The sequence below is a fragment of the Bremerella cremea genome (assembly GCF_003335505.1).
Classification (GTDB): domain Bacteria; phylum Planctomycetota; class Planctomycetia; order Pirellulales; family Pirellulaceae; genus Bremerella; species Bremerella cremea_A.
This window is the reverse complement of record NZ_QPEX01000046.1, coordinates 486693-512105: the sequence shown is the minus strand read 5'-3', so window position 1 is coordinate 512105 and position 25413 is coordinate 486693. Positions and strand designations below refer to the sequence as shown.

Below are 25413 nucleotides of genomic sequence, written 5' to 3'. Positions count from 1 at the left end.
TTGTCTTGGAATCATCTCGAAGTCGTTAATCGATTCGCCGATATTCGCTTTCGGTGCGAATCACAGGAGCATCTTTCTTATGAAATGGCACATGGTTGGACGATGGGTTGGCTGCGTGGCCATGCTAGGCATTGCGGCTACTACGGTAGTTGCGGCAGAAATTGCAAAGGACGCGACCGACGAAGTAGAAACGGTCGAGATGTTCCAGGCGATCGACAACGGTGACATCGAGGTGAAGTTCATTCCGATGAGTTCGGAAAGAGGCACCATGATCTTCACGAACAAAACCAAGAAGAAAATGCGCGTCGAATTACCAGCCGCGTTTGCCGGTGTACCTTTGGCCCAAAACTTCGGTGGCGGCATGGGTGGCGGCGGCATGGGCGGCGGCATGGGTGGCGGCGGTATGGGCGGCGGCATGGGTGGCGGCGGCGGTAACCAAGGCATGGGCATGGGCGGCGGCGGCATGGGCGGCGGCATGGGCGGCGGCGGCATGGGCGGCGGTATGAACCGCGGTGGCGGCGGCGGCGGTTTCTTCAACGTCTTGCCTGAAAAAGTCCAGAAGCTGAAGATCCAAGGCGTTTGCCTCGACCATGGGATGGAAGATCCGAATCCGAAAATTCCTTACGAATTGAAGCCGATCGCTTCTTACACCACCAAGCCTGGCGTGGCTGAACTGTGCCAATTGCTCGGTCGTGGCGACATCAATCAACGAAGTGCTCAGGCAGCCGCTTGGCACCTAAACAACGACATGAGCTGGGAAGAACTGGCCAACAAGCGAATCCATCACTTGATCGGTCCTGACACCCCGTACTTCAGCCCACAAGAATTGCAAGTTGCCTACAAAGCAGCTGAGTACGCCAAGGAAGTCGCTAAAGCTCGCGAGAAGAAGAACGAATCCTCGTCTTCTTACTCGCCGGTTGCGGAAGGCAACTAAGCGACCACAGCGGTTGGCGAACTTCGCCTAAGATGAATCAGCACGATTCGGGGGACGCTCTTGATAGAGCGTCCTCTTTTTTGCGCTGAAGTAAGTTGCTAGACAGGCCGCATGGTGGCTTAACGGCCGCGTAGTAGCCTCAAATCGCAACCACTTGGCTAAGCGGCTTTGGGGATGATCGCTTGGCTTAGCTCTTGATAGCGCTGTTTGAGCAGGTCGAGCTTGGTTTCGTTCAGCGTTTCTTGCTCGCGGCGTAGTTCGGCGAGTTGGGCACGGACGAGCGATTCGCGGTCAGAGAGTTCTCGTTTGGCACGACGCAGTTCGGTGAACTGCCGCTGGGTGTCGTCTTCGAGCTGAACTTGTTGTTCTTGGATTTCCAGCTTGGCGAGTTCCAACTGGTGCAGCAGGTGCCGAATTTCTAGCTTTGACGATTGGTGACGAGCCTGGCTGGCCTTGTCGAAGTGATCGGCGGCTTGATCGGTTTGTTGGTCGAGTCGTCGACGCAGCGCCGACGGTATCCGCACGCGAATCTCGGCCCAGGCCAATTCCAGTTGATCGCGAATGACTTGCAGTTCGGCGAACGCCAGTTCTAATTCCTGCTGGACACCGGCCTGATCAGCTTCGCGGCGTTCGATGTCTTCGAGTTGCCGTGCTAGCTGGACTTGCTCTTGTTCGAGCCAGTTTTGCTGTTGGGAGCGGCTTTGCTCTAGTTCTCGCTCGACTTGTTGAGCATAACCAGCAAACTCTTTCTCGCGCAAGTCTTGCAGCGAGCGGGCATTCTTGAGCAGCGCCCATTGGTGGGCCAATTGCGATTCAGCCTCGGCCAGTTTCTCTAGGCGAACCGTTACCCCGTCGTTGATGGGTGGTTCGGCAGAAGTCTCCGCAGCTTCGCCACGCCACTTTTGGCGCCAGGAGCGAATCTTTTCTTCAATGCTTCGCAGTGGGTTGGAAGCCGCAGGCGCGGAAGCGGTTTCGGGCGTTGGCGTTTGGTCAAACTGCTCGGCTTGGGCCAGGGCGGCGCTACGCTGCTGGCTTTCGAAGTTGGCGAGGCGAGCATTCAATTCCGCTTCGCGCCGGTCGAGGTCAACTTGACGATCTCGTAACAGCCGGGCCAGTTGGTTGATCTGACGCCGCTGCCAGTCGGGTAGCGTTTCGAGATCGGCGGCGGAAAGGTCGACCCCTTGGTCTTCTTCCAGCATGGCGGAATGAGTTGACTCGGTATTGGTCTCGTGCGGCGGATCGATCCGTAACTCCGGCGACTCGTGCGGCGATGGCTCACGAGGCTGAGGAGTTACGTTGATTGGGCGATTGGCAGAAGACTTCATGGCGAATCAGTGCAGGAGGTCGGCGGACGAAGATAAAACGCGCGGCCATCTCTTCGCATCGGCATGATCCGCCTGAGAAGTTGAGTTTAACGGCTAGGGCGATTAATTTGCCCAGGGTGTTGTCAAAACTATCGGGCTAGCAAAGAACAAAACGGAGGGGGTAACCTCCGTTTTGCTAGCAGTTTTCGGCTTCAAGCGAATCTCGTCGACTAGCCCTTGGCGGCGTCGAGAGCTTGTTGCAGGTTGGCTTTGGGCTGGTTGCCCAGCATCTGATTGACGACTTCGCCGTTCTTGAAAATCATGATCGTCGGAATGCTTTGAATCCCGTACTTAACCGCCAGGTTGGGGTTTTGGTCGGTATCGACTTTGCCGACTTTGACCGAACCTTCGTATTCGGTGGCTAGTTGGTCGATCACGGGAGCCAGTTGGCGGCAAGGCCCGCACCAAGGAGCCCAAAAGTCGACCAGGACCGGCTCGCTCGATTTAAGGACTTCTGCATCAAAGTTTTCTTCGTTAAATACGTTGGCCATGATGGCTACTCCCGATCAAATGAATATGGGTGTACGTTTCTTAAGTGGTCTGAAAAAATTTCGCTCAGCCGAACCGCCTGTGGCGCGCGAAATCCGGTTACGACTCCATAGAGTTGCGGATTCCAGCGAGGTTCACAAGCCGGGGGCCTTCCTTTTATTATGGGGGCTGCGCTGGCTGGGACAACCGCCAAGAGGCGGATGGTGCCAAACCCACATCGTTGTAATCTACGATGCAGAAGCCTTGTTAAGGGTTACACAGGGTTAGCCTGCCGCGAATCGAATTTGCCTAAAATCCCTTCAATTCCCCGTTTAAGATCAATCATGACGGTCACGATCTATCACAATCCGCGCTGTACAAAGAGCCGTCAAACCCTGGCCAGGCTGCACGATCAGGGGATCGAGCCTCAGGTGATCGAGTACTTGAAAGAGCCGATCGACGAGAAAACGCTGAAGCAACTGCTCAAAAAGCTGGGCATGAAAGCCGAGCAACTGGTTCGCCAGAAAGACCGTACCGCACTCGGTTTGCCCCGCCCTGAAAGCGAGGCCGAGACGATTGCCCAGATGGTCGCCAACCCCAAGATCATCGAGCGACCGATCGTCGTGGTAGGCAACCAGGCACGTCTGGGACGCCCGCCAGAGAATGTGGACGAGATCTTGCCGTAACCTTCCGATAGCGGTTAACGTTGCCCCAGATTTCAATGAAAGCCTGAAACCGGTTATACTTCGAAGGTTTTCCCAAACTATTCCATGCTATCCAGGACGTCGCTGGCGGGGTTTCGCTGAGGGCTGCCTGGGGGGCATTTGTGCTTGTCGGGCCACTTTCGGGCGGTCTCGACGCAATATAAAAAGACAAAAACCAGTATGGCGAAGTACATCGTTCGCTATGGGGCCATGCGTTTTTTGGGCGTATTTACGGCCCGAGCCAAGGACGAATATGGTCGCGACGACAAAGTCATCATCCGCACTAAACGTGGTTTAGAAGTCGGTGATATCTTGTGCGAGGCAACCGACGAGGCGGTGAAGCAGTTGAGCGATCCGGCCTTCGGTTCGATCATGCGCGCCATGTCGGAAGAAGACGAAAAGCAAACGCAGCACATGAGCGGGGATATCCGCCGCGAAATCGATACGGTGCGGCGGGTCATCTCCGAGATGGATCTGCCGATGCAATTGGTGGATATTGAACATCTATTTGGCGGAGAGCGGGTCGTCGTTTACTATCTGGCCGAAGCCCGCGTCGACTTCCGAGATCTGGTGAAAGCACTGGCCTCGGAATTGCAAACCAGAATCGAAATGCGGCAGATTGGTGTCCGAGACGAAGCCAAGCTGCTCGCCGATTTTGGCGATTGCGGGAAGCCGGTTTGTTGCAACACGCACCTGAGCGAAATGCCTCCGGTCTCGATGCGGATGGCCAAGCTGCAGAAGGCAACCCTAGACCCGACCAAAATCTCGGGACGGTGCGGGCGGCTGAAATGCTGTCTCCGTTATGAGTACGATACCTACGAAGAATTACAGCGAGACTTGCCCCCGATCGGCAGCGAGATCGTGACCGGCAACGGACGCGGACGCGTGTTGAATCACGAGATCCTCGCGGGACAACTATTGGTGCGGATGGAAGACAACCGCAACATCATGATCGATGCCAGCGAAGTGCTGACGGTTTTAAAACGGGGTAGCGGCAACCCCGGAGGAAGTTCGCGACGAGGAAAACGTCGCGACAAAAAAACCGGCAGCGAGGATCAAGGCGACGACACCCCTAACAATCAAGACGTCAGCGAGGAATAAACGCATGTCCGAAGACACTTATTCCGCATTCATGCAACTTTTGAAAGACGACCAGCGCTTTCGCATGGAAGCGTATCAGTTCGTTCGCGAAGCCCTTTCGTACGGCCAACGTTTTCAACAGCAAGAAACGGAAGACGACTTGGCTGAGGAAGAGGAAGAAGATCTCGAAGACCTCGACCTAGAGTGCTTCGACGAGGAAGACGACGTGGAAGGGTGGGAAGAGGAAGAAGAAGCCGAAAGCCACTTGACCGGTCAGATGCTTTGCCAGGCCATTCGGCACTACGCCACACAGCAGTATGGTTTGCTGGCCAAAGTGGTGCTGAACTCGTGGGGCATTCACACGACGAGCGACTTCGGCGACATTGTTTACAACTTGATCAGCATCAACATGATGAAAAAGTCGAAGACCGATCGACGTGAAGATTTCGACGATCAATACGATTTCGAGGATGCGTTCGTGAAGAATTTCGACTTTCAATTCTCGGAAGAATCGGGACCGGCATAACATGACGGCGGCCAAGCAAGAGAAGAAGAAAACGCGGCAATCACATCCTCCGGAGCAACCCCATACGGTGCCCACGTTTCTTCCGACCAACAACCCGCCCAAGCCCCATCTAGGGTTTCTGGTGGCGATGGTGGTGGTCGCGGCGCTGTGGATTGCACTGCTGTTTTACTTGGCTCTGCAACAGGTTGGCATTGCTTAGCAGCTTGCCAACAAACGTCGCTTCAAGTTTGCGAATCTCTGGGAAGCGAGTCGACTTCCTGCGGCGAGGCATAGGTGGGTTCGGAGTCGGGAGATTTTGGCTGCGGCTTGTCGAGGGCTGATTCTGCTGGGGCCTCTGCCAGATCGCGCGGTTCTGGGACACGGTAAATCACCGCAATCCCAATCACCACCAGCACGGCCATCAGCACCAACGCCCAGACCGGAATGGGGAATAGCCAAATCGAAATTCCCCAACCTAAAACAACCGTGGCGATGGCCTGAATTTTGACGCTCGTCTTGATCCCCTTCCGTACTTCCCAGTCGTACAAAATGGGACCGAAGTAGGGCAAATCGAGCAGCCGGTCGTTCAGCTTGGGGAACGACCGGACCAGAAAATAGCTGGTCACCAGCAAGAAGGGCGTTGCCGGGACGATCGGTAAGATCATCCCGAGAATCGCCAAACCAAAGAAGAACCCCGCGCAGCCCAAGTAGAGCAAGCGTTTTGTCCACGAAATCGACGGTACCGGAGGATGGGTCATCGTAGGCTGAAGTGGACCTCTCCGGATGGAAGAACCAGGGAAGACACCGGTGGCTTCTTGTTACTCCCCTAGGTCGGAATAAAACGTCAGCAAGTTGCCATCGGGATCGAAGAAGCCAAACTCACGCGTTCCGAACGCCGTGTCGCGCAGGGTGGTGTCGGAGGCGAAAATGCCCAGCGGTTGAAAAACGCTGTACAAGTGTTCGACATCGCACACGGCAATACGAATGTTCGGACGCTCGACACGATCCCAACTGGACGAATCGTGCCAGCGGAGATGAATCTCAATCCGATCGCGCCCCACTGCGGCATAGCGTGGGTCGTCGGCATCTTGGAACGATACGCTGAAGCCCAGCTTTTCGACATAAAACTGGATCGACTTCTTCACGTCGCGCGAGGGCAACACAGGGTTAATGGCTTCAAGCAGGAGGTCGGGCATGAGGGTGAGAGGCCTTACTTAAATAAACGTAGGCGAGTAAGGCCGTCCTCACGGGAAACGACGACCTCTAGCGGGCCTGAAAGAATAGAGCGATCTCCCTATAAAGCTACAAATGAAAACGCTTTCCCGCAACTCTCTTACCTTAGGTAGGCGCAACCAATAACCGCCGCTAGCGCAAGATTAGGCACTGGATATGGCCGACTCAAGGCTATCGGCATGCCGGAAAGGTGACGGGCTGCTTGGGTCGTCCGAGATCATTTTGCAGATCCGAAACATGCCCTCTAAATCTTCCGAAAGATTGCAAAACATGATCCGCTCGTCCGGGTTGGGCACGCAGCGGCGAAGATTGAGAAAGGCCAGAATACCGGTACTGCTGACGAAGTTCACCTTGTTCATGTCGATCACCAAGCAGCGGTGAGGGACGCTTTGTGCGTAATGGGCCATGCCGTCACGAATCGCATAGCAGTCATCGGTCTCCCGCATTTGCTCGACCTGAGGTGTGAGCACTAAAACTTCGTCAATTACGTTGTGGTGAACCAGGTCAGTAGGAGCATCATTCATGAGAGGACTTTTCTAGATAAAAGTACAACGCGAGAAATGGAGCGTTTTTTCTAACATCCTCTACCGAAATGGGTCGGTCAACTCCCTGATTTCAAAAGCTTGGTAGGTTTCTCAGAAGTTCAAGCGTGTTTCTGCTGGGTTGCGCGTTTTGATGGCTGCCGAAAGGGGGCCGACAGGGGTAAAATGTGCTTCGTTTCGCGAACTGTCACCGCCGGAGGAAAGCAGGTATGACTAAGCCGATGGAGATCCCCACTTCTGGACTTACGACCGGCGATTGCATTGCCCAGATGCAACAATTACCAGAAGGCTCGATCGACTTGGCTTTCGCGGATCCTCCTTTTAACATCGGGTATAAGTACGATGTTTACGACGATCGGCGGACCGTTGACGAGTATCTCGACTGGAGCGAAGCGTGGATGAAAGAGGTCCACCGCGTGCTGAAGCCTAACGGCGCGTTTTGGTTGGCCATTGGAGACGAGTTCGCAGCAGAGCTCAAGGTTCTGGCCACACGCACGCTGGGTTTTCATTGTCGCAATTGGGTGGTGTGGTATTACACCTTTGGCGTTCACTGCAAAAGCAAGTTCACCCGCAGCCACGCCCATATCTTTTATTTCACCAAGAACGCCAAGAAGTTCACGTTCAACGACCAGGAAATCCGCGTTCCCAGTGCCCGCATGTTGGTTTACGGCGACAAACGAGCCAACCCGAAAGGACGCGTTCCTGACGATACCTGGATCTTGCGGCCCCAGGACGTCCCAGAAAGCTTCAGCAGCGAGGAAGATACGTGGTACTTCCCCCGCGTGGCCGGAACCTTCAAAGAGCGGGCCGGGTTCCATGGCTGCCAAATGCCTGAGCAACTGTTAGGACGCATCATCAAGACTTGCTCGAACGAAGGGGAAGTGGTGATGGATCCCTTTGCCGGCAGTGGCTCGACCTTGATCACGGCGAAAAAGCTGGGCCGCGAGTTCGTGGGCTACGAACTCTCGGAAGATTACGCCAATCAGGTTCGCAAACGTCTTGATAAAGTCGAGGTTGGCGACGCGCTGGTCGGTTCCGAAAACCCCCTGACCAGCGCCCCCAGCACAGCCAAGGGAAAACGCTTGAAGCAGTCCACCTTCCTGGCAGAGTAAAAGCGTTTTCAAGATCGGAGCTGAAATCAGACTTGAAAAAGGTGTCATTTACACCTTCGCATAAATCAACCAGCAGTCGGCAGGCGATCCCACACTTCGAAACTGGTCGCGTACTGGTTCTTCTCGTCGGCCGGAATCTCTTCCGAAGATTCGAGTTCCCACTCGGCGAAGTTCAGCACAGGGAAATGCGTGTCGCCGTCGGGAATCAGGGCCTGTACTTTGGTGAGATAGAGTCGTGTCACCTTGGGGAGCAGGGCCTGATAGATTTCCGCTCCGCCAACCACAAACGCTTCGTCTGCTGCGTGACAGGCCGCGATGGCATCGGCCACGTTGTGGGCGATCACGGCTCCTTCTACCGCATAGTTGGGATCGCGGGTGACGATAATCGTTGTGCGGCCTGGCAGCAAGCGTCCGATCGATTCGTACGTCTTGCGACCCATGATCATCGGATGCCCCATGGTCAGGCTTTTGAAGCGTTTCAAATCATGCGACAAACGCCACGGCATGTCCCCCTCGCGACCGATCACCCAGTCTTGGCTGGCCGCGACAATCAGCGAGATTCTCATACGGCCACCGGGGCGGAAATATGGGGATGCGGGTCGTAGTTTTGCAATTCGAAGTCTTCGAACCGAAACGCGAACAAGTCCTTCACCTCGGGATTGATCTTCATCGTCGGCAACGGACGAGGCTCGCGCGAGAGTTGCAGCTTGGTCTGTTCCAGGTGATTCAGATAAAGATGGGCATCTCCAAACGTGTGAACAAAGTCACCAAGCTGAAGATCGGTGACCTGGGCGATCATCATCGTCAACAACGCGTACGAAGCGATGTTAAACGGCACGCCCAAGAACACATCGGCGCTACGCTGATACAGCTGGCACGAGAGCTTTCCGTTGGCCACGTAAAATTGAAACAGCAAGTGGCACGGCGGCAACGCCATGTGGGGAACGTCCGCCACATTCCAGGCCGAGACAATGAGCCGTCGCGAGTCGGGATTGGTTTTAATCTGCTCGACCAACTGCGTTATTTGGTCGACCGACTGGCCACTGGGGGTTTGCCAGCTGCGCCACTGTTTGCCATAAACGGGGCCGAGGTTGCCTTCTTCGTCGGCCCATTCGTCCCAGATCGAAACCTTGTTCTCGCGCAGATAACGAATGTTCGTATCGCCTTGCAGGAACCATAACAGTTCGTGAATGATCGATCTCAGGTGCAGCTTTTTAGTGGTAACGGCGGGGAAACCTTGGGCGAGGTCGAACCGCATTTGATGGCCGAACACGCTGAGCGTGCCGGTGCCGGTGCGATCGTGTTTCTCGGCGCATTCATCAAGAATCCGCCGCATCAAGTTGAGATACTGCTGCATCGTAAATGGCTGCGAACAAAACTAGGGAAATAACAACTCAGGTGCCCGCTTTTCATTTTCGTGGGCATGCGTTGCTCTGCTTCGCATGCTCACGAAGACGAGAGCATGGCACCCATCCACACAGGACACCATCGCTAGCGGGCTGGCTATCGCCTACGAAGGCAACACCGATTCGCACTTGTGCATGTATGCGATGCTGTCTTTGACCAGCGATTCGATGCCGGGCTCGTAGTCGAAGACTTCGACCGAGACCCAACCATTGTAGCCGACTTCCTTCAGGGTTTGGAAAATCGGGGCAAAATCGACGTCGCCCATGCCTGGCCCACGTTTGTTGGGATCGTTGGCGTGGAAGTGGGCGATGTGCGGAGCCGTTTCGCGAATGATTTGCGGAATCGGTTTTTCTTCCGCGGACATCGCTTTTACGTCGAGATGGATTTTGCAGTTCGGCGAATCGATCAGGTCCATCAATTCCATCCCCTTCTCGGCCGTATTCAAAAAGTCCCCTTCGGCGGGGCCGAGGGGTTCCAGGGCCAGCGTCACTTCGCATTGCTCTAGGGTGGGCATCGCGCGGCGGATACAGTCGGCCGCCAATCGCATTGCTTCCGATTCGCTGACGCCGGGCAACAAGTTCCGCTGCTGGGGGCTGCCGAGAACCATGATGCTGCCACCTAAGTCGCGGCAAAGGCGGGCCAGCTCGCAGAAATAGTCGCTTGTCTTTTTCCGAACGTCGTTGTCTGGGGTGGTAAGATAAAAGCCTTCGGTCTTGGCCAGCAGCCAATGCAGCCCTACCACGTCGATCTCGGTATCGGCGATTTCTTCGCGTATTCTCGCGCGCGTCTTGGGCGATACGTCGTAAGCCGTTTGGGCGAGAGTGAATGGAGCGATCTCGATTGCGCTGTACCCAGCTTCTTTGGCGTGGGACAAAGCATTCTTGAACGGCCAATCTTGATAGGTCTCGTTGCAGATAGCGTAGCGGAACATAAGCGTCTCGAAATCGCCCACTCTCAGCGAGAGAAAGCTAGGATAAGCGGTGAAAATTGGCGTGGGGTAACCGGTGCCATGCCGTCGTCTTCGTCGGCATGCTCTTCTCCACTTCGTATCCTCACGCAGACACAGAGCATCGCACCGGTCCATTCAGATCGGACAAAACACTCGTATTCGTATGAGAACCCTACGTTCTATGCCAATCCCCCTTCGGTAACAACCGGCAGGTCACAGAGCGTCTCGCAGAATTTGTAGCAGATCGTCACGCGTGGGGGTGCGGGGATTGATGTTCATTAACCGGGAAATCGCGAACGATTTGTCGGCGAACTCCGGCAGCATCGCTTCGGTTACGCCCAGCGTGCTCAACTTCTCAGGAATGCCGATCAAGCTTTTCAGTTGTTCGACTTCGCGAATTGCCACCAAGGCGGCTTCCATATCGCTACCGTGATCGCCAATCGGGTTTAACAGCTGAGCAATGCGGGCCAGCTTTTCTTCTCGCTGAGGCAAGTTGTACCGCATAACGTACGGCAGCAGCAGCCCGTTGCCGGCTCCGTGGCTGCAATGCACGCGGCCACCAATGGGGTATTCCAACGCATGCACGACCGCGACGCCGCAGTTGGAAAACGCCAGCCCGGCGAGTGACGCTGCCAGGGCCATCTTTTCGCGGGCGACTTGGTTGTGGGGCTCGTGAACGGCGGCAGGCAGATACCGCCCGACCAAGGCAATGGCTTCCTCGGCCATCAATTCGCCAATCGGCGTGCAGCCGCTGTATGGAATTGCTTCGCCGGGTTGGGCGGCAATCTCTTTGGCATCTTTGGAAAGATACGCTTCGACCGCATGGGTCAACGCATCGATCCCGCTATCGGCGGTGATCTGCTTGGGGCAACTGAAGGTCAGTTCTGGGTCGACAATTGCCAGCGCCGGTCGCATGAACTGGCTAAGAATACTGACTTTCATGTTTGCCGCGCGATCGGTCAGGACGGCCGATTGCGAGACCTCGCTGCCGGTTCCGGCAGTCGTGGGTAGGGCGATTACTGGTGTGATCGGGCCTGGTACGTTGTCCCAACCGAAGTAGTCCTGAGGTTCGCCACCGTGTGTGGCCAGCACCGAGGTGACCTTGGCCAGGTCGATATTGCTGCCACCGCCGAGGCCTAAAATGGCATCCGGTTGAAAGGTCGTCGCCACGAAGGCGGCATTCTGGGCGATCGACAAATCAGGCTCAGCCTCGCTGCCGTCGAAGACTTCGACTTGCACGCCATGCTCGCTCAGGTCGTCGTGCAGCGGCTGGATCATGCCCAAACCGGAAAGGGTTGAATCGGTGACGATCAACACCTTACGATAGCCGCGCCGCACGGCGTGCTTGCCTAGTTCGTGTCGCGAACCGCAACCGAACGTAAACTGACCCGCCGAGAAAAAGCTCCAAGAGTTGGCCATGATGCGTCTTTTCGCTTACGCCTCTTTGGCCATCAAACGTTCCAGGTACTTCGCAACCAGGGTGGCGTCGTCTGATTTGACCAGGTGGTCGATTTGCTGCTGAGGGACTTCCAGCTTTTCTAAGTGACCGATAATGCGTTTCCAGACGGTGGCTCGCTTCTTCCCTTCGGCCAGGTAAAGCTCGGTGATGTTTTCCTGCAGCTTCTGTGTCGCGATGGCGTCCTTATTGTCGTAATACCGCTTGATGATATTTTGTTGATGCTTGGTGTAGGACTTGGCCATCAGGGGCATTCCTTTTGCTGTTTCAAGAAACCAAATAAGACCGCAGGGAAGTTGCGGTCGAACGTTCATCGTGACAGAGTCACCACAGACTGTAAAGCGATCGGCTTTTCGTGGGGAGGAATTCCAGCAATTTTCTGGCGTGGTATCACTGCTGGCAAGGCACTGCCGCAATGCCCAATAGCAAGCGGCGAAGCACGTCCCTCTCTCGGGAAGGGGAGAGAGGGACGCCTCGCAGGTTACTCGCCGCAGCAGGGGCAACGCTCAGGCACAATCACCGTAAGCGTGGCGGTGTAGGCCGTTTTCTCGAAGTCTTCACCTTTGGCATCTTCGTCGGTCAGGTGAGCCACCACCAGGTATTGATCGCCACTCTTGGGCGTGAAGCTGGCTTCGCCTTGCTGGTTGGTTTTCCGCTCGTACGTTTCGTCAAAATCCTCTGCCAGTGTTTCGCGTCGCGGAATGAACGAGACGACGGTATCGGCCAGCGGCTTACCATGCAGCAGCAGCTTCACCGTAATCGGCTTGCCTGGCCCTAGCGGGGCGACTGGGTTCTCGATGGGAACCAGTTCCAGCGCATGTCCCAGTGGTTGGTCGAAACCGGTCAAGTCGCTCGGTACCTGATCAAGGCTATCGCTGACGATGAAAAACGTTTTGCCGCTCTTGCGTGCGCGGATGGCGGTGCCGTGGTTCACGATCTTGTCGAGCGTGTGACTCACGGTGTAAAGCCCCGGCTTATCGGCCACGTACTTGGCGTTCCAAAAGCCTTCTTTCGGAGCATAGCCGGTATCGACGGCCACGCTTTGGGCATCGAACTTTTCGCCAGAGGGAGAGATAACCGTCCAGGTCAAACCTTCCATGCCGATCTTACTCGCTAGTTTGAAATCGCGATGATGATTGCCATGGTTGCCGAGCTTCAGGTCGGTGTAGATGGCATCGCCGGTGCGGACGATGTTGGTGTTGGTTTCGACCCACGTATCGTGTGCCGTAGCTACCGAGGCCAACGCAGTGAAAATCAAGGCGAGCGATATGAGTGATTTCATCGGGTAATCCTGTTTAGAGTTAAGATTCTGAGGAAGTTTCAAGAGCCGAGTTAAGGTTGAGTTAGCTCGGCCAGCATAGCTAAGGCCGCCGTTCGTTCGGCCTCGGTATAACGGGAAAGGCTTTCGCTCCAAGGCGAGTCTGCCGGAGTTTGCAACGCCGTTTGCATTTGTCCCAAGACATACTGCCGAGCCTCTGCCGGTAAAGCCTGAAAAAGCTGACAATGAATGGTGTAGCTGCACGGGTATTTGAAGATACGTGTCGAGAGATCGAACTCTCGCAAACTGCGCCCTTGCGAATCGAAGGGACCACGCCGAGCGAACTCGGAAGCGAAGTCACTGGTCCCTTGCACGGGCTGCTTCAAGGGATTCTCATCGATGAACAACAAGTGTTTCACCAACGCATCTGCTTCTGCTTGCCAGTTAGGCGGCGAAGATTCGCTTTCTGGCTGGTGCTGGCCTAATTGGTAAGCGTAGTTCACCCGCACCATCCAGTTATGGGCATCGATCTGATGCTCGAAGACCAGCAAGGCCACAATATCGCTATGGGGCGTTAGGTGCTTGCTGACATCGGTCAAACTTGACAGGTCGGTCACGTTGAGACCGTGCGTATTAACAACCGGCTGCTTGGGACGTTTGCTATCGGGCAATTGCATGTTGCCCAGGTGCGCTGTCTCGCCGTGAGTCCCACTAACAAACCAGCCCCCCCAGCGCTTTTCTAGCGGTGAAGAATGGTCGGTCCGAAAGCTGCCAGCGGAAATGACCGGTTGCCCGGTCGGATCGGTAAACATCGAGCGAGCTTGGAGCCCGGGAATTCGTTTAGTACGCGACGAAGCATGGCAAGTCATGCAGCGCGCGACCTGGTGTTGAATCATCGGCTGGCCGTTGTGTGCTTCCATGGTATAGAAGACAAGCCCCAAACGCGGGTCCGGCACAATCAGCTCGAGGATGCCCCCTGGAACATATCCAACATAAGCATCGTCGCCGAAATAAAGAGCCCGCGGGTTTTGTGGCTCGATCAAAGGACGCTGCATACTGCTTTTTAAAAACGTCAGCATCTGCGAACTTTCAGGGACTTCTAGTTCCTGCAAGACGGCACGCAGATAGCCTTGGTCGCCGGACGAAATCAATTGACGTTGGCCTGATTCGAGTTCGGTTTGCAAGCGAGAAATGGCGGTCTCGGGCGTCGCTTGCGAGTAATGGATCGGCGCCTCTTCGTAGTCCAAGGGAGCCGCAAAGCTCCCTCGAACGACCAAGCAGACGACGACCAACGACAGCCAACCACTGCCCCGGCAAGGCGAGCTTTGATTTTGTGGTCGCGTCATGGTTACTCTCCTGCTGGGGCCGATGAGGTAGCGGCAGCGGCAGGCATTTTCAGGCAATGGACGACACTGCCGGTGCGAACCACCAACGAGCCGTTTACCACCGCGTAACCATACTGAACGTCCTCGGCAAAGGTGAGTCCATCACGCGTGGTCGGACGCCCCGAAGATTCTTCTTCGGTCGCCTCTCCCTCTGGCTTGGCAGCGGACGAGTCACTTGAACCGTGGCGTCTGGTTTCACGCCGCTTGATATCGGCTTCTCCTTTTTCAGTAGCACCGACCATCAACTCGTTCTTGGACAAAACCTGATACTTCGGGCCAGCCGCGATAACCGTGGTCAGGCCATCCTTGCCAAACAGATAAATCCGTTCGCCTACGCCCAGCGGGGTCGCCCAGCATGGCTGGCCGCTCCGCTTGATGTAGACACGCTGGCCAGTTTCCGCATCGAAGCAATAAAGCACACCGGTACTGGTGACCCAATAAGCTAAACCGCGATAGATCATGGGTGAACCGAACGTGGGCATCGCCTTTTCGGCATGCCAGGCGATGGTGGGCTCGAAGGTTTCCCCTTCTGCTTGCACGTTCATCAGGAAGTTGGATTGGCTGGCTTCGTTGATATGTTCGTCGTGCATACCAGGCGAAGCCCCCACCAGGAACCGACCATCACCAAACGGCAGCGGTGTACAAGCCCGGTTGCCGCCGACATCTTCAAACGTCCACAGCATTTCGCCGGTCTGTGGATCGTAGCCATCGACACTTCCGGCCGAGCTACAGACGATTTGCTGCTTGCCGCCGATGGAAAGGATCGTGGGGGAAGCATAGCTTTGGCGGCTGAACCGTTCCGTTTGCCAGCGTGTTTCGCCATTGCGTTTGTCGACCGCCAAAAGGTACGAAGGCCCTTCGTGATCGACCAGAACAAATACGGTATCTGCCGTTTGGGTGAGCGAAGCGGCCAAGCCGATCCGGACTTCAAATTCGCCGTAATCTTCCGTGAGTGAACGTTCCCACAACGGTTCGCCGTCGTGGTTCAACGCGACCAGGTTACCGGTCTCGAAGAAGGCAATCACCTGCTGCTCATCGACCACCGGGGTAGGAGCCGAGCGGCTTTGAAAATAGTTGCTGCGTACCGGCTGCGAAGATTCGCCCCGCCAGGTCCACAGAATGCTGCCGTCCGTAAGTGAGAGGCACGTCACCAGGCATTCGTTTTTCATCGAGCCTGCAATCGAAGTCACGAAAACTTTGTCACCCCAGATCACTGGGCTCGATTGCCCACCACCGTCCAGCTTCGTTTGCCAGGCGATATTTTCTGTGGGGGACCAGGTTAGCGGTAAGCTCGCTGGGTCGAGCGGGGTTGCGTTGCGTCCGAGAAACTCTGGCCAGCAAGGGGTAGCAGACCGAGGGGGCTCGTCGGCGTAAACGCTGGTGGCGAGTACGCCCAAGGTGAGTAATACCCAAGCAATAAGGGCTCCCGTCGTTGATGGGAGCGTGCTTTTATCGTGAATCATGGAAATAACCTTAAGAAGTTAAAGAAGGAAGGATCGATCTACGAGGCCGCCAGTACGTGACGGCCTCGATTGCGAATTGACAAAGTTGCTAAGTGATTGGCTAATGCTTTAGAACTCGCCTAGCACTTCTCCTCCTCCTTTGGTTCCCAAGGCTCGCCAGGTGGCTAGATTGATAGTGTCGGCGATGAAGCGAACCGAACCATCGGCCAAACCAACTTGCACGCCACCTGGGTGATGACTGCGTGGGGCGAACCAGCCGAAGCCGTTGCGATGCACATCAGGCACCGTGTTGTTAGGGGTCATGTAGGTATTGAACGAATTCAAATGTTCGCGCCCCCAAATCCAAGAGCTGCGGCCCCGCCCATCGATATTGCCAGCACCACTTGCGGCGGCAACCATATCGGGATTGTGGCCGGGTGCCCCGGTGAAACCTTCACCGCTAGCTCCCATGCCGCCGCCACGATAGCGTGCCATTTGCCGCTGCGCATTGGTCACTTGGCCGCTCCCTTCCGACTTGTCGCCCAGCAGCGACTCGGAAAGAACCGCCGTGTTCGACGAACCATCGGTCATGTCACGAAAACCGGTTTGCGACCCTTGCCAGAACATTCCGTTGGTGGCTGCTCTGGTGTCGTAATTCGAGCCAGTCCCATCGCCGGTGCAGACGACGTAATTGGTGCCAGCAAACGAGTAGTCGCCGGTGTTGTCGTTCGTAAATACCGGGTTTTCACCGTCGCTCGGGCAGAGGAACAGTTGCACCACCGTCTGAGCTGCCGGGCCATGCACCGGATTGAGGTACTGACTTCCACCAGAGCCCAACATCAGGGGAACTTTGAAATCGATCAGCTCTTGCAGGTTGCCTTGTTCGACATAGGGCAAGACCTTGGCTTGAACGCTGAAGCCGTATTGGCTGATGAACGGCAAACCAGGGAATTTTCTAAAAGTGCTTTCGTAGTTATGCATCGCCAAAACCAGCTGTTTTTCCTGGTTCGTGCATTGCATCCGCCGAGCGGCCTCGCGGGCTTGTTGCACGGCGGGAAGTAACAAGGCGATTAAGACACCAATGATGGCAATCACCACCAACAGTTCGACCAACGTAAATGCGGATTGTTTTCGCATGGGAGTAATTCCTTATGGTAAGCGTCTCGGTGCGCGTAAGAGGGTTAACGCACACGCGGGAAGAGACGTTGAAAATTTGAGTTAGAAGCCGGAGGTCACTTCGCCGCCAGCACGCGTAGCGATTGCTCGCCAGATAGTAAGGTCGATCGTTTCGGCAACGAAGCGAGCGCTGCCGTCGACCAAGCTAACCTGAACACCGCCAGGGTGTTGGCTGCGTGCACTGGTAAGTGCGAAATTGTGATAACCGTTGTGGCAGTCCGGTTTAATCGAGTTAGGCCCGTGCCAGTGGTTGTAGAGCGTGTCGTTCAGGTGACCGTTAATCCACTTGGAGCCGCGCTGCCCCGACCACTTCGGTGCGTTGGCGGCAGTGCAAGCCGAATCGGTGGTTTGCGTGGAGGTCGATAGCTCGATAACGCGAAACCGATAGTCACCGGTCGGTGGGGCACTGTCGGTGCCGTCACCAAGCAGGTGTTCGCTGAAGACAACCGTATTGCTTGTCCCGTCGATCACATCCCGAAAGCTGTTCTTCGAGAGCGAGTAGATCAGCCCATCTGCATTGGCGTTCGAGCCGTCGTCGGCGGAGTTGTTCCTCTCGTTGATACCGCTGCCCATCGAAGCAGGATAGCTGATACCACCGTAAAGCGAACCGGGAACCTTATCTTTGTCGCTGGGGCAAAGCAGCATTTCGATGGTTACCTTGGCGGCTTCTTCATTCTGAGTTGGGCCACCAAAGGCAGCCATCGGAGGCTTCGAGAAATCGAGCAAGTCTTGCAGGTTGCCTTGCTCGACATACGGAAGCAGTTGCGATTGAGGCGACCAAACCATGGGATACCCCAGTCCGCCCGGAGGGAATTTTCCCAGGGCGGCATCGTAGTTGTGCAGTGCCAATCCCAATTGCTTGAGGTTGTTCGTGCACTGCATCCGCCGAGCGGCCTCGCGGGCTTGCTGAACGGCGGGAAGCAGGAGTGCGATCAAGACACCGATGATGGCAATCACCACCAGCAACTCGACCAGCGTAAAAGCGAGTCGTTTGTGCATAGGTATTGAGGAATATTTAAGAATGTGTTGATGCGTATCGTAAGAGTGTGCCAGCCGAAGAACAGACATTTCGCGCAGTCTGTAACAGACCGAGACGCAAAACGCAGACTAAGCGCGCAGCAGGGTACCTCTTAGCTAAAGGGATGCAAGAACACGCTAGGCCCGCGGTGGTGGCGGGTCGGGGGCGGCTCGGAAAGAGTTGGGCCGCAAGGAAGAAAAGGTAGGGAGCGGTTCGCTCGTAAGACGGACCAATTGCCCCTGGCCAAGATCAAGCTCGAGAACGGGGGAATAGATTAACGTGACGCTGGCCAAAGCATGGCAGCGCATGTCGTTGGTGAGCGAAATCGGTATCGACGTCTGAGTGTCGTTTGCCGATGAGGTTGCCTGCGATTTCGCAGCCGCTGGGCCGCGACAATCGGCCGCTAGCATTGGCTTCGGCTTTGATACGGGTTGGGCCGCATGGTGGTGATGGCAAGTCGTATCGTGTTTTGGAGCCGGGTTCGGTGGCATGCCACAGAATTCGGACGAATGATCATGCTGGGGCGGAGTAGCTTTCTGAGCATACTCCGGCGGCTCGATCTTTTGCTTGGCGGCCCAGGCCAGCTTTTCGGCACGGGAAAAACAGCAGCAATGCGTCCAGCAATTACGGGCATTGCGGCAGGAACAAGCATGGTCCTGGCACATGAACGGCGTGCTAGTATCTTTGAAACTCGGAACCGGAATCGAGATGCCCCCTCCCCAGGCGAGCATACATCCCAACAGGATAAACGTGATAAAACGTTTTCCGAGGGGAATCCAACGCCAACGAAGCCCTAAGTGCATTCGTTTGGTTCGTGCTTTCGGGGGGAAGGAGATACGGATTGCAGGGTTTACCCGGTATGGGACGGTTTGATTGTAGTATCCCGAGGGCATGGCAACAAGTTTCCTTGCTCGACTAGCAAACCCCCTGCCCTCCGGTTTACCATAAGGTGAAAGAGATTACGGATTTCCGTTGCGGCGGCCTTGGCCTGGCATATCGTCGAGAAAACGAAAGAATCTATAAACGTGAAGCAAATCATCGCCATCGTGAAGCCCTATCTCGCCGAGAAGGTCCTGGATACGCTCAGCCGAGCCCCGCTAGAAGCCTTAAATGTCCGCGAAGTGAAGGGGTTCGGGCGGCAGAAGAACTATCTGGACGAATATGGCGAAAGCGAATATTCGAAGACGTTTCTTCCGAAGATCGAGATCAGTGCCTGGTTAGATGATGCTAGAGTAGAAGAGACCTTACGAAAAATCGTGGCCGTTGCCCGGAGTGGGCGAATGGGAGACGGTAAGATCTTTGTCTTACCTACGGCTTTTCAGGCCGATATGATTGATATCGCGGAAGTGGAACAACGCGAAACCTAACCATCTGATTAGGTGATTGCGGTCGCGGCAGACGCCAAGGTTTTGAACCGCACTAAGCATAAGGAGCCATTGTGATGCGACACCTGCTTATTGCCCTGTTGGCATTTTTACTGTTTCTGTTGCTGGTAACGCACGCCACGTCTTATGGTTGGGGAGCCGATCCCAGCTTGTATGCGATTCCCAAAGAACCGGTCGTCGAGGTTCCTAAGAAAAGCCCAATTCCTTTGATGGCGCCGCGTAAACCGTTCTCGTTCAACACGCTTTACGATGGTCGCACCCAGCGAACCGTCAAGCCGCGTCAAGTAATCTCTCTGAGCACCGAAGAGAAGTTAGAGCAACAGTTGATTCGATCGGGCGACAACAATTCGATTGGCAATATTCGGCAATGGGACCAACCAGCCCGCCAGGTTTACGACCCGCTGCGAGGCACGAACCGGATGTCGCTAAACCCGGTTGAACGGGCGATGATCAATCAAGGGTACGACGTAGCGGGCAAGCTGCCGATTTTGCCGCAGAAACGAGACGCCTCGATTACCGACGCCGCCGGCAACGTGCTTCCATCCAGTAACCCGCTTCGTAACATCGATGTTCCGATTCTGGGCAACCAAAAGACAACGCGCAATCTGCTTGAGCGCAATCGGCTGAGCCCGACCGAGCGAACCGAACAACAACTCTACCGAGGTCCATCCCGCCCCGGCATGATCGCCCCGCGAGCCCAACAAGAACGTTACGTTCCTCCGCCGCTGGATAGAGGGCGGTAACCTTTGCTAACCACAAGCATTCATTGAGTGTTGGCTAAGCCCAGGGGCGTGACGATCTAACTTAGCAGTGCCATCCTCACGCAGACGAGAGCATGCCACCTATCTTTTTGAGATTTGGCGATAGAACTGGGCGGGTTAAGCGGTGCCTGCCCCTGCCGCGGCGAAGATTTGGTCGAAGCGGCGGCGGGTGTCGCGGGTCATTTGGCGGCACTCTTTTAGCAGTGTGGCTGGGTCGGCGTAGTCCAGCAGGTAGGCTAGTTTGGCGACTTCCAGGCGTTCTTCGGGAAGGTCGTGCCGGGCCGATGTGTTCATCAAGCGTAAGCGTGCTTCCACCATGCGGAGGAACTCGTACGCTTTGACAAAGTGATCGTGATCTTCCTTGCCCAGGTACCCTTTTTCGTACAACAGCTTGAGACCGTCGAGCGTGTTGGGGACTAAAATCTCAGGACTTTCGGCCAGGTGTTTCATTTGCAGCATCTGCACGACGAACTCGATATCAACCGTGCCGCCAGGGCCTCGTTTGATGTTGTTCTTCGAGGCGGTCTCTTCCATCCGGACACGCATCTTGCGAATTTCGTCGGCGTCGGCTGGTTGCCAAGGGTGGCATGTAATCGCGGCACGTATGGTCTGCGTGGCTGCTTCGCACCCATCAGAGGAACCGAAGATCGGACGGGCTTTGGTCAGCGCTTGGCGTTCCCAAAGTTCCCCCTGACCTTTGGCGTGGTAGTTGTAAAGATCTTCCAATGTCACCGCCATCGGTCCGCTTTTGCCGGTGGGACGCAAACGAGGATCGAGTTCGTACAGCCGGCCATAAGGCCCCAGTTCGTTGACGCTTTTGATGATGCGTTGGCCAAGCTGACCGAAGAAATGTTGGTTCGTGGTGCTGCTACCGCCCCGGCTGCGTGCATCCAGCACCGTGTGCCCGTCCCCTTCGTAAACGAAGATAATGTCGAGGTCGCTATGATAATTCGGCTCGGCCCCACCGATTTTGCCGAGCCCGAGAATGATCAGATCGCAAGGCTTGCCGTTGGCTAGGCGAGGCTCGCCGAAGCGGGCCAACAATTGGCGGTATTCGCGAAAGACAATCTGATGCAAGCAAACTTCTGCCACGTCGGACAGCGTTTGCAGACGCCCGCCAAGATCTTTTCGCCCAAGGATATCCAGCACGCCAACGCGCAAGTGCATCAGGTTTTTGAAGCTGTGCAGGATTGGCATGATGTCTTCTGCCCCTCGGCACAGTTCCAGCAGCATCTCTTCAAGCGAACGCCGACTGGGGAGACGCGAGAGCATGAGCGAGTCCATCAGTTCGTCGATCATGCCAGGGTTGCTGATCAGCACGTTGGAAAGATACGGGCTGCCAGCACACAAGCGAACGTACAAATGCAGCGTGGCCGGGTTGGCGCTGAACAACTCCCACAGCACTTCTTTACCCCCCAACGAATCGCTGACCTGAGAAAGGTTGACCAGCGTTGAGTCGGGGTCAGGCGTTTGCGAAATCGCTTCGAGCAGTTGCGGGGCGATCGCCGCGAGAAAGTGTCGACAACGCCGTGTCGATAAGAAACGAACCCGTTCCCTCGTCAGCGCCATCAGGTTTTCGTAGGCCGCTTTCGGATCGTGAAAACCGAAGTCAGAAAGAACTTCGTCGATCGAGTCGGCGGTCGGTTCTGGGTCGAGCACCAGATCGACCGATGGTGCGGTGACTTCTTCGTCGGGAAACGCGTCGTGCAGCAGGTGATCGAGAATCTTGCGATTGATCTCGGTCTTCTCGGCGAAGTCGGCCTGAAATTGATCGAGAGCAGAGGCCTCCGGGCTATCGATGTAGCCCATCCGCAGTGCCAGCTTGTTGCGTTCGTGCGGGTCGGCAGGCAGAGAGTGGGTTTGCAGATCGAACATGATTTGCAAACGATGCTCGAGCTTGCGGAGGAAGCTGTAGTTGTCTTTCAGGATCGTCCGTTCTTGCAGCGTCAGGCAGCCGACTTCTTCCAGGGTGCGAATCCCTTCCAGCGTGTTTGGGGTACGGATTTGGGGAAGATCGCCTCCGTTGAGAAGCTGCAGGAACTGAATCACGAATTCAATATCGCGAATCCCGCCGTGTCCCGTTTTGACATTGGCATCGGCTGCCCCGGCGGCGGTGGCACGTTTTTCAATGCGGCGTTTGAGGGCCTTGATGCCGGTGATATCGGCGCGGCTTAAATAACGTTGGTAGATCCACGGTTCCAACTTCTGTAGGAACTCTTCCCCGAGCGACGTATCGCCGGCGCAAGTGCGTGCTTTGACAAAGGCCTGGCGTTCCCAGGTGCGCCCCATGATGTCGTAATAATGCAGCGCCCCTTCCAGGTTGTTGATCAGGGGGCCGTGGCTGCCTTCCGGGCGTAATCGCATGTCGATGCGATAGGGTGTGCCCAGTTCGGTTGGCTCGGTGAGGAGCTTCATCAGACGCTGACCGACACGCTCGAAGTATTCCTTGTTGGTGATCGACTTTTCGCCGTCGGTGTTGCCATCGCCATCGTAAAGGAACAACAGGTCGATGTCGCTCGAATAGTTCAATTCAGACCCGCCCAGCTTGCCCAATGCCAAAACCGAAAAGCGAGGTGGATGGGGGCGGCCGTTGCGGCTATTGCGACCGGTTGGCTTGCCGAAGCGAAGAGAGACCAGTTTGCCCGCCGCCTGGACGGCAGCTTCGATCAACGCGTCGGCCAGGAACGAAATCTGGCGAGTGACCGTTTCGATACTTTGGTTGCAGATTAAATCGCCATACGCGATACGCAAGGTTTCACGGCGTTTGTAGCGACGCAGCGCCTTCATGATCGCTTGTTCTTCGTTCAGCAATTTTACCTCGGCGACAATTTCGTCGACCAGGTACTGCCGCGCGGCCGGTTGTCCGTCGGTGATGCGGACCAGCTCGAAGCTTTCAGGATCGGTGATGATTTGATCGCTGAGGCTTTGGCTTGTACAGAAGATGCGAACGAGCGTATTGAGCGAAGTGGCATCGCGTTCAAACATCGCGGCCAGGCTCAAGGGGCTGCGACTGCGAGAGAACAGACGCTCGAGATTGTTCAATGCCATGTCCGGGTCGCTGCAGCTAGGCAACGCCTCGGCCAGTTTGCCGCACAGGAACGATTGCAAATCATGCGGCAAGTTCAAGCGGGCGAAACTGTTCAAGTTTTCACGGCCGCGCGCCGTGTCGACAATTTTTAGATGAGCTAGCCACTCGCTTGCTGCGGAAGAGTTCTCGGCAAGCTTCGTGAAATCAGATACGGTCATAGTTGAATCGAAGAGCCGCGTTAGGTTGTGTGCCAAGCCCAATGCTGTTCGCTGCCCGGGGCGCGGAGAGCCGCGTCAGATGAGGGGCGGCACACTAAAATCTGGGAAAACGACGAAACCTTTATTCTAAGTTGAAAAACGTTGTTCCGATAGCAAGCTGGCATCGATCCGGGCCGCAAAAAACTTGACATTTCCCTAGGGGCAAGAATCGCGCAAACTGGGATCCCCGTTTTGCGAAGACTTGGCCTGGGGCGCCAGCCGATTGTGTAAAGTCAAGTCCTTGCGAAAAAAAACGTGCGGTAAATAATCAATTTCGGGCATCGCGAAAAACAGTATTCCTCGGGAATTTGCGACCCGTTTATAATCAAGGTCGGCCAAGCGAAGTAAACTTAAGGGGGTTCCCCTCCCGCAGCGCTGGCTAACGACCGTCGAGATCAGGAGGATCTCGATCGACTTGTTTTTAGAAGGAGTTCTCGTTGCTATCCATTCGTCCAAGAGTTGCCGAGCTGGCCTTTCAGCTTTACACAAGGCCGCTGCACCCAGAGCTGTTCGATACCTTTCAATCGCGAACAGTCGAGCGGGGAGGGTATACTCTGAAGATGGATATCACCAACTGCGGCCACGTGCTGACGTGGCGGCACGAGGGGCTCACGTTGACAGAGGTCTGCACGTCGGCCCATCAGTCGCTGCCGACTAAGCGACGCATCATGGCCTATCAGATCAAAGGACGACGCTGCGATCAGTTTGAATGCCACGGCGGCATTCGCTATCAGACGACCTTTCAGCTAGAGGCGGTCTCGAACAAGCTGTTCCGGATGTGCCAGCGCGAGCTTTGCAACGACGATCGCAAGGTTGGCTTGGTGCATGAATTCGATTCTAGCGGGCGCATGAACATGGGCGCCGTCAGCTACATGAACGCCGAAACTCGCAACCGCAGTGTCTTTATTCAAGCGTTCCATACCTTCCCCGACGACAACGCTATCGTAAAAACCGAAACCTACTTCCGCCTGCCCGGTTAAAAACGGGGGCGTAGTGAGAAGCGTAGGCAGAAAAAATGTGTCTGACCTACGTTTTACGGGACTGGTTTTAGCCAGCATCACGGCAAAAAGAAGCAATCGCTGTGCTGGTGGCGGTGGGATTTTCTAGGGGGGCCAGATGTCCCGCGTGGGGGATTTCGACGAATTGTGCGGTGGGAATCTGGGCGGCGAACGCTTGCATTTCATCGGGTGGGCTGATGCTATCTTCGCTGCCACAAACAACCAACGTGGGAAGCGAAATCTCAGGGAGCCAGCTCGTTACGTCAGGTCGCTGGGCCATGCCTCGCTGGGCGGCGGCTGCGGCACGAGGATCTTGCCGTAAAATCATTTCTCGCAGCAACGCGACCACTTTCGGCTGATCGGTTCTGGTCGCGTCGCTCAGCAGCTTGGGCAACATGTTGTCCGGAACATCGCCCATGCCGTTGGCTAGAGTTTGCTGGGCGTTCACGCCACGGGCACGGGCCTGAATCTCGCTATCGGCGGCGGCCCGCGTATCGAGTTGAATCAAACGTGCCAGGCGTTCTGGATGCCTGCGCCACATTTGCCAGCCGATGTAGCCTCCCATACTTAACCCGCAATAAGTGACCGGCTCGGTGATTTTGAGGGTATTTAAAATGGCTACTAAATCGTCGGCGAACATCTCCATCGGGGCGATTTCCACATAGCCGTCCGATTGGCCAAAGCCACGCAGATCGGGCGCGATCACAAAGTGGTTTTCGGCCAGTGTGGGGAGAATCGCATCCCACATGTGATGATCCAAAGGAAACCCATGCACCAGCAGAAGCGGACTCCCTGATCCTGCGGTACGGACAAAAAACTGGGTGTCGCCAATGGCGAGCGTGTGATCCATGTTGCTTTCTTTCAAGGTTATCGAAGGCTGCCCAGGTCGCCTAAACTTGATCCCACGAATGCTGAGACTAGCGTTGGCGGAAGTTGGTCTCAACGAACGAG

Annotated in this window: 27 protein-coding genes; 9 read left to right on the top strand and 18 right to left on the bottom strand. The window is 55.7% G+C overall.

Annotation, left to right across the window (positions count from 1 at the left end):
* The first annotated feature begins 79 nt into the window (after positions 1 to 79).
* Positions 80 to 934: a hypothetical protein gene (locus tag DTL42_RS26905; protein ID WP_234824369.1), complete on the top strand. Its 855-nt coding sequence runs from the start codon at positions 80 to 82 to the stop codon at positions 932 to 934.
* A gap of 158 nt (positions 935 to 1092) precedes the next feature.
* Here DTL42_RS26905 and DTL42_RS25880 read toward each other — a convergent pair whose 3' ends face one another.
* Complete coding sequence (locus DTL42_RS25880; protein ID WP_114373892.1) at positions 1093 to 2259, bottom strand: hypothetical protein; 1167 nt, start codon at positions 2257 to 2259, stop codon at positions 1093 to 1095.
* 209 nt (positions 2260 to 2468) lie between these two features.
* Positions 2469 to 2789, bottom strand: a complete 321-nt coding sequence (trxA, locus tag DTL42_RS25875; protein ID WP_114373889.1) for a thioredoxin — start codon at positions 2787 to 2789, stop codon at positions 2469 to 2471.
* Between the two features lie 321 nt (positions 2790 to 3110).
* Here trxA and arsC point away from each other — a divergent pair, with 321 nt between their 5' ends.
* The 4 genes from arsC (at position 3111) to DTL42_RS25855 (ending at position 5275) form a co-directional block, all read left to right on the top strand.
* Positions 3111 to 3452, top strand: coding sequence for an arsenate reductase (glutaredoxin) (gene arsC / locus DTL42_RS25870; protein ID WP_114373887.1), 342 nt, complete (start codon positions 3111 to 3113; stop codon positions 3450 to 3452).
* A gap of 198 nt (positions 3453 to 3650) precedes the next feature.
* Positions 3651 to 4571: a PSP1 domain-containing protein gene (locus tag DTL42_RS25865; RefSeq protein WP_234824368.1), complete on the top strand. Its 921-nt coding sequence runs from the start codon at positions 3651 to 3653 to the stop codon at positions 4569 to 4571.
* 4 nt (positions 4572 to 4575) lie between these two features.
* Positions 4576 to 5076, top strand: coding sequence for a Minf_1886 family protein (locus tag DTL42_RS25860; RefSeq protein ID WP_234824367.1), 501 nt, complete (start codon positions 4576 to 4578; stop codon positions 5074 to 5076).
* Between the two features lies 1 nt (position 5077).
* Entirely contained in the window at positions 5078 to 5275 is a 198-nt protein-coding gene (locus tag DTL42_RS25855; RefSeq protein WP_114373884.1) for a hypothetical protein, read from the top strand.
* A gap of 22 nt (positions 5276 to 5297) precedes the next feature.
* Here the strand turns inward: DTL42_RS25855 and DTL42_RS25850 are convergent, their stop codons facing one another.
* The 3 genes from DTL42_RS25850 to DTL42_RS25840 all read right to left on the bottom strand — a co-directional run bounded on the left by DTL42_RS25850 (position 5298) and on the right by DTL42_RS25840 (position 6812).
* Positions 5298 to 5813, bottom strand: coding sequence for a YbaN family protein (locus tag DTL42_RS25850; protein ID WP_114373881.1), 516 nt, complete (start codon positions 5811 to 5813; stop codon positions 5298 to 5300).
* 60 nt (positions 5814 to 5873) lie between these two features.
* A complete protein-coding gene (locus DTL42_RS25845) occupies positions 5874 to 6251 on the bottom strand; it encodes a VOC family protein (protein WP_114373878.1) in 378 nt (125 codons plus the stop codon).
* Positions 6252 to 6431: 180 nt separating this feature from the next.
* Entirely contained in the window at positions 6432 to 6812 is a 381-nt protein-coding gene (locus DTL42_RS25840; RefSeq protein WP_114373874.1) for an STAS domain-containing protein, read from the bottom strand.
* A gap of 227 nt (positions 6813 to 7039) precedes the next feature.
* Between DTL42_RS25840 and DTL42_RS25835 the strand changes: the two genes are divergently transcribed.
* Entirely contained in the window at positions 7040 to 7942 is a 903-nt protein-coding gene (locus DTL42_RS25835; protein ID WP_234824366.1) for a DNA-methyltransferase, read from the top strand.
* Between the two features lie 65 nt (positions 7943 to 8007).
* Here DTL42_RS25835 and DTL42_RS25830 read toward each other — a convergent pair whose 3' ends face one another.
* The 11 genes from DTL42_RS25830 to DTL42_RS25780 all read right to left on the bottom strand — a co-directional run bounded on the left by DTL42_RS25830 (position 8008) and on the right by DTL42_RS25780 (position 18926).
* Positions 8008 to 8508 (bottom strand): dihydrofolate reductase, encoded by a 501-nt coding sequence (locus DTL42_RS25830; protein WP_114373871.1) that lies wholly within the window; start codon positions 8506 to 8508, stop codon positions 8008 to 8010.
* A complete protein-coding gene (locus DTL42_RS25825) occupies positions 8505 to 9299 on the bottom strand; it encodes a thymidylate synthase (protein ID WP_114373869.1) in 795 nt (264 codons plus the stop codon). Before DTL42_RS25825 ends, DTL42_RS25830 begins: the two co-directional genes overlap by 4 nt.
* A gap of 153 nt (positions 9300 to 9452) precedes the next feature.
* Positions 9453 to 10280, bottom strand: coding sequence for a sugar phosphate isomerase/epimerase family protein (locus tag DTL42_RS25820; protein WP_114373866.1), 828 nt, complete (start codon positions 10278 to 10280; stop codon positions 9453 to 9455).
* Between the two features lie 231 nt (positions 10281 to 10511).
* Complete coding sequence (locus DTL42_RS25815) at positions 10512 to 11717, bottom strand: iron-containing alcohol dehydrogenase (RefSeq protein ID WP_114373863.1); 1206 nt, start codon at positions 11715 to 11717, stop codon at positions 10512 to 10514.
* Positions 11718 to 11732: 15 nt separating this feature from the next.
* The gene (locus DTL42_RS25810; protein WP_114373860.1) at positions 11733 to 11999 is read right to left on the bottom strand and encodes a hypothetical protein; all 267 of its coding nucleotides are present in this window, start codon (positions 11997 to 11999) and stop codon (positions 11733 to 11735) included.
* A gap of 236 nt (positions 12000 to 12235) precedes the next feature.
* Positions 12236 to 13036 carry a DUF4198 domain-containing protein gene (locus tag DTL42_RS25805; protein ID WP_114373857.1) on the bottom strand — a complete coding sequence of 267 codons (801 nt, stop codon included), beginning with the start codon at positions 13034 to 13036 and terminating at the stop codon, positions 12236 to 12238.
* 50 nt (positions 13037 to 13086) lie between these two features.
* Positions 13087 to 14358, bottom strand: a complete 1272-nt coding sequence (locus DTL42_RS25800; protein WP_114373855.1) for a hypothetical protein — start codon at positions 14356 to 14358, stop codon at positions 13087 to 13089.
* Between the two features lie 2 nt (positions 14359 to 14360).
* Positions 14361 to 15860: a PQQ-binding-like beta-propeller repeat protein gene (locus DTL42_RS25795; RefSeq protein ID WP_114373852.1), complete on the bottom strand. Its 1500-nt coding sequence runs from the start codon at positions 15858 to 15860 to the stop codon at positions 14361 to 14363.
* 108 nt (positions 15861 to 15968) lie between these two features.
* A complete protein-coding gene (locus DTL42_RS25790; RefSeq protein WP_114373850.1) occupies positions 15969 to 16976 on the bottom strand; it encodes a DUF1559 domain-containing protein in 1008 nt (335 codons plus the stop codon).
* A gap of 81 nt (positions 16977 to 17057) precedes the next feature.
* The gene (locus DTL42_RS25785; protein WP_158545555.1) at positions 17058 to 18014 is read right to left on the bottom strand and encodes a DUF1559 domain-containing protein; all 957 of its coding nucleotides are present in this window, start codon (positions 18012 to 18014) and stop codon (positions 17058 to 17060) included.
* Between the two features lie 156 nt (positions 18015 to 18170).
* Positions 18171 to 18926 carry a hypothetical protein gene (locus DTL42_RS25780; RefSeq protein ID WP_147274441.1) on the bottom strand — a complete coding sequence of 252 codons (756 nt, stop codon included), beginning with the start codon at positions 18924 to 18926 and terminating at the stop codon, positions 18171 to 18173.
* 132 nt (positions 18927 to 19058) lie between these two features.
* Here DTL42_RS25780 and DTL42_RS25775 point away from each other — a divergent pair, with 132 nt between their 5' ends.
* Together DTL42_RS25775 and DTL42_RS25770 are read left to right on the top strand one after the other, a co-directional pair.
* A complete protein-coding gene (locus tag DTL42_RS25775; protein WP_114373841.1) occupies positions 19059 to 19400 on the top strand; it encodes a P-II family nitrogen regulator in 342 nt (113 codons plus the stop codon).
* Positions 19401 to 19474: 74 nt separating this feature from the next.
* Positions 19475 to 20161, top strand: coding sequence for a hypothetical protein (locus tag DTL42_RS25770; RefSeq protein WP_114373837.1), 687 nt, complete (start codon positions 19475 to 19477; stop codon positions 20159 to 20161).
* A 135-nt stretch (positions 20162 to 20296) separates the two neighbouring features.
* Here the strand turns inward: DTL42_RS25770 and glnE are convergent, their stop codons facing one another.
* Positions 20297 to 23425 (bottom strand): bifunctional [glutamate--ammonia ligase]-adenylyl-L-tyrosine phosphorylase/[glutamate--ammonia-ligase] adenylyltransferase, encoded by a 3129-nt coding sequence (glnE, locus tag DTL42_RS25765; protein WP_114373834.1) that lies wholly within the window; start codon positions 23423 to 23425, stop codon positions 20297 to 20299.
* Between the two features lie 476 nt (positions 23426 to 23901).
* On the opposite strand from glnE, the gene DTL42_RS25760 reads away from it, so the two are divergent.
* On the top strand, positions 23902 to 24444 hold the full coding sequence (locus tag DTL42_RS25760; protein ID WP_114373832.1) for a DUF2617 family protein: 543 nt from the start codon (positions 23902 to 23904) through the stop codon (positions 24442 to 24444).
* Between the two features lie 67 nt (positions 24445 to 24511).
* On the opposite strand, the gene DTL42_RS25755 is transcribed toward DTL42_RS25760, so the two are convergent.
* Positions 24512 to 25312 (bottom strand): alpha/beta fold hydrolase, encoded by an 801-nt coding sequence (locus DTL42_RS25755; RefSeq protein WP_114373829.1) that lies wholly within the window; start codon positions 25310 to 25312, stop codon positions 24512 to 24514.
* Positions 25313 to 25413: the final 101 nt, after the last annotated feature.

What these genes read in the sequence shown, in the direction of transcription:
- DTL42_RS26905 (WP_234824369.1), top strand. Translation starts at nt 80, where the DNA reads ATGAAATGGCACATGGTTGGACGATGGGTTGGCTGCGTGGCCATGCTA.
- DTL42_RS25880 (WP_114373892.1), bottom strand. Translation starts at nt 2,259, where the DNA reads ATGAAGTCTTCTGCCAATCGCCCAATCAACGTAACTCCTCAGCCTCGT.
- trxA (WP_114373889.1), bottom strand. Translation starts at nt 2,789, where the DNA reads ATGGCCAACGTATTTAACGAAGAAAACTTTGATGCAGAAGTCCTTAAA.
- arsC (WP_114373887.1), top strand. Translation starts at nt 3,111, where the DNA reads ATGACGGTCACGATCTATCACAATCCGCGCTGTACAAAGAGCCGTCAA.
- DTL42_RS25865 (WP_234824368.1), top strand. Translation starts at nt 3,651, where the DNA reads ATGGCGAAGTACATCGTTCGCTATGGGGCCATGCGTTTTTTGGGCGTA.
- DTL42_RS25860 (WP_234824367.1), top strand. Translation starts at nt 4,576, where the DNA reads ATGTCCGAAGACACTTATTCCGCATTCATGCAACTTTTGAAAGACGAC.
- DTL42_RS25855 (WP_114373884.1), top strand. Translation starts at nt 5,078, where the DNA reads ATGACGGCGGCCAAGCAAGAGAAGAAGAAAACGCGGCAATCACATCCT.
- DTL42_RS25850 (WP_114373881.1), bottom strand. Translation starts at nt 5,813, where the DNA reads ATGACCCATCCTCCGGTACCGTCGATTTCGTGGACAAAACGCTTGCTC.
- DTL42_RS25845 (WP_114373878.1), bottom strand. Translation starts at nt 6,251, where the DNA reads ATGCCCGACCTCCTGCTTGAAGCCATTAACCCTGTGTTGCCCTCGCGC.
- DTL42_RS25840 (WP_114373874.1), bottom strand. Translation starts at nt 6,812, where the DNA reads ATGAATGATGCTCCTACTGACCTGGTTCACCACAACGTAATTGACGAA.
- DTL42_RS25835 (WP_234824366.1), top strand. Translation starts at nt 7,040, where the DNA reads ATGACTAAGCCGATGGAGATCCCCACTTCTGGACTTACGACCGGCGAT.
- DTL42_RS25830 (WP_114373871.1), bottom strand. Translation starts at nt 8,508, where the DNA reads ATGAGAATCTCGCTGATTGTCGCGGCCAGCCAAGACTGGGTGATCGGT.
- DTL42_RS25825 (WP_114373869.1), bottom strand. Translation starts at nt 9,299, where the DNA reads ATGCAGCAGTATCTCAACTTGATGCGGCGGATTCTTGATGAATGCGCC.
- DTL42_RS25820 (WP_114373866.1), bottom strand. Translation starts at nt 10,280, where the DNA reads ATGTTCCGCTACGCTATCTGCAACGAGACCTATCAAGATTGGCCGTTC.
- DTL42_RS25815 (WP_114373863.1), bottom strand. Translation starts at nt 11,717, where the DNA reads ATGGCCAACTCTTGGAGCTTTTTCTCGGCGGGTCAGTTTACGTTCGGT.
- DTL42_RS25810 (WP_114373860.1), bottom strand. Translation starts at nt 11,999, where the DNA reads ATGGCCAAGTCCTACACCAAGCATCAACAAAATATCATCAAGCGGTAT.
- DTL42_RS25805 (WP_114373857.1), bottom strand. Translation starts at nt 13,036, where the DNA reads ATGAAATCACTCATATCGCTCGCCTTGATTTTCACTGCGTTGGCCTCG.
- DTL42_RS25800 (WP_114373855.1), bottom strand. Translation starts at nt 14,358, where the DNA reads ATGACGCGACCACAAAATCAAAGCTCGCCTTGCCGGGGCAGTGGTTGG.
- DTL42_RS25795 (WP_114373852.1), bottom strand. Translation starts at nt 15,860, where the DNA reads ATGATTCACGATAAAAGCACGCTCCCATCAACGACGGGAGCCCTTATT.
- DTL42_RS25790 (WP_114373850.1), bottom strand. Translation starts at nt 16,976, where the DNA reads ATGCGAAAACAATCCGCATTTACGTTGGTCGAACTGTTGGTGGTGATT.
- DTL42_RS25785 (WP_158545555.1), bottom strand. Translation starts at nt 18,014, where the DNA reads ATGCACAAACGACTCGCTTTTACGCTGGTCGAGTTGCTGGTGGTGATT.
- DTL42_RS25780 (WP_147274441.1), bottom strand. Translation starts at nt 18,926, where the DNA reads ATGCCCTCGGGATACTACAATCAAACCGTCCCATACCGGGTAAACCCT.
- DTL42_RS25770 (WP_114373837.1), top strand. Translation starts at nt 19,475, where the DNA reads ATGCGACACCTGCTTATTGCCCTGTTGGCATTTTTACTGTTTCTGTTG.
- glnE (WP_114373834.1), bottom strand. Translation starts at nt 23,425, where the DNA reads ATGACCGTATCTGATTTCACGAAGCTTGCCGAGAACTCTTCCGCAGCA.
- DTL42_RS25755 (WP_114373829.1), bottom strand. Translation starts at nt 25,312, where the DNA reads ATGGATCACACGCTCGCCATTGGCGACACCCAGTTTTTTGTCCGTACC.